This is a genomic window from Methylopila musalis, from assembly GCF_042679725.1.
GTDB lineage: Bacteria > Pseudomonadota > Alphaproteobacteria > Rhizobiales > Methylopilaceae > Methylopila > Methylopila musalis.
The window spans coordinates 1-1,617 of sequence record NZ_JBHTMX010000334.1; the positions used below are offsets into that span (position 1 = coordinate 1).

The following is a 1,617-nucleotide window of genomic DNA, read 5'->3' on the forward strand; positions in this document are numbered from 1 at the left end:
GCGGGCCGGGTGATCGCGGCGGCGTTTCCGGACCGCATCGCCAAGGCGCGCGGCCGCGCCGGCGCCTTCCTGCTCGCCAACGGTCGCGGCGCGGCGCTCGATCCCGCCGAGGCGCTGTCGCGGGAGGCCTATCTCGCCGTGCTCGACCTCACCGGCGTCGCGCAGGAGGGGCGCATCCTGCTGGCGGCGCCGCTGAGCGAGGACGACCTGCGCGAGGTGGCGGCGTCCCGCATCCTGCGCCGGGAGGAGGCCGCCTTCGATCCCGCCGTCATGGGCCTGCGCGGCCGGGCGCGGGAGAAGCTCGGCGCCCTCACGCTCAGCGAACGCCAGACCGCGGTCGCCCCCGGTCCGGAGACGGCGACGGCGCTGGCGGAAGGGCTCGCGGGCGCCGGTTTCGACCGCCTGCCGTGGAGCCGCTCGGCGCTCGCCGTGCTGGAGCGCGCGCGCTTCCTGCGGGAGGCGGAGCCGGACGGCGACTGGCCGGACCTGTCGGAGGAGGGGCTGACAGCGGGCGCGGCCGACTGGCTGGCGCCGTTCCTCACCCACGCCACGGCGCTGAAGGACGTGCGCGAGGAGCATCTCGCGGCGGCCCTCGACCTGCTGGTTCCTTACGCCCTGCGCCGGCGGCTCGACGCGGAGGCGCCGACCCATTTCGACGCGCCCTCGGGCTCGCGGCTGCCGATCGACTATTCCGATCCGGAGGGCCCGGCGCTCGACGTACGCGTGCAGGAGCTGTTCGGGCTAAACCGGCACCCCTCCGTCGCGGGCGGGCGCCGGCCGCTGACGCTGCGGCTGCTGTCGCCGGCCCACCGCCCGATCCAGGTGACGAAGGACCTGCCCGGCTTCTGGGCCGGATCGTGGAAGGAGGTGCGCGCCGAGATGCGCGGCCGCTATCCGCGCCACGTCTGGCCGGAAGACCCCGCCGCAGCCCAGGCCACCAGCCGCGCCAAGCCGCGCGGGACATGAAGGAGCGTCAGGCCAGCCGTTCGCCCGTGCGCGGATCGAACATGTGCAGGTGCTCGCCCATGACGGCGAACTGCGCCGGCGCGCCGACGGCGACCGCCGCGCCCGGCCGCAGCCGGGCCGTGACGTGGAAGGCGCCGAGGCGCGCGGTCGCGAACAGGTCGGCGCCGGTGGCGCGGACGCTCTCCACCACCACCGGCAGCCGGGCGCCGTTCTCCGGCGGCATGTCGGCCTCCCAGAGGAACAGGTGCTCGGGCCGGACGCCCATCAGCGCAAAGGTGGCGCCGGTGCGCACGCTGGCGCCGCCGAGCGTGGTCCCGTCCTCGAGCGACAGGCCGGTCTGGTTGGCGCGCACCGGCAGCAGGTTCATGCCGTAAGGCCCGAAGCCGGACGCGACGGCGGCGGCCGGCCGGTTGTAGAGCGTCTGCGGCGCGTCTGTGGCGACCGCGCGGCCCTCCCGCAGCAGCACGGCCACATCCGCCAGCGCCAGCGCCTCGCCCGCGTCCCGAAGCGCCACGATCACCGTCGCGCCGGTGGCGTCGCGCAGGGCGCGCAAATCTTCGACCGTCTCGCCAAGCTCGCGATCCGCGAAGGGCTCGTCCGCCACGATCGCCGGCGGCCGGTGCGCGAAGGCGCGCGCGAAGGCGGCGCGGC

General features: G+C 76.3%; 2 protein-coding genes. One reads left to right on the plus strand and one right to left on the minus strand.

Translation table 11 applies throughout. From position 1 onward, the window contains the following. Positions 1-966 (plus strand): ATP-dependent helicase C-terminal domain-containing protein (locus tag ACFQ4O_RS17370; RefSeq protein WP_378777617.1); only part of this gene is annotated, 966 nt, incomplete at its 5' end. A 7-nt stretch (positions 967-973) separates the two neighbouring features. Here ACFQ4O_RS17370 and ACFQ4O_RS17375 read toward each other — a convergent pair. Next, a partial coding sequence (locus ACFQ4O_RS17375; protein ID WP_378777619.1) for a TOBE domain-containing protein occupies positions 974-1,617 on the minus strand: 644 nt, incomplete at its 5' end.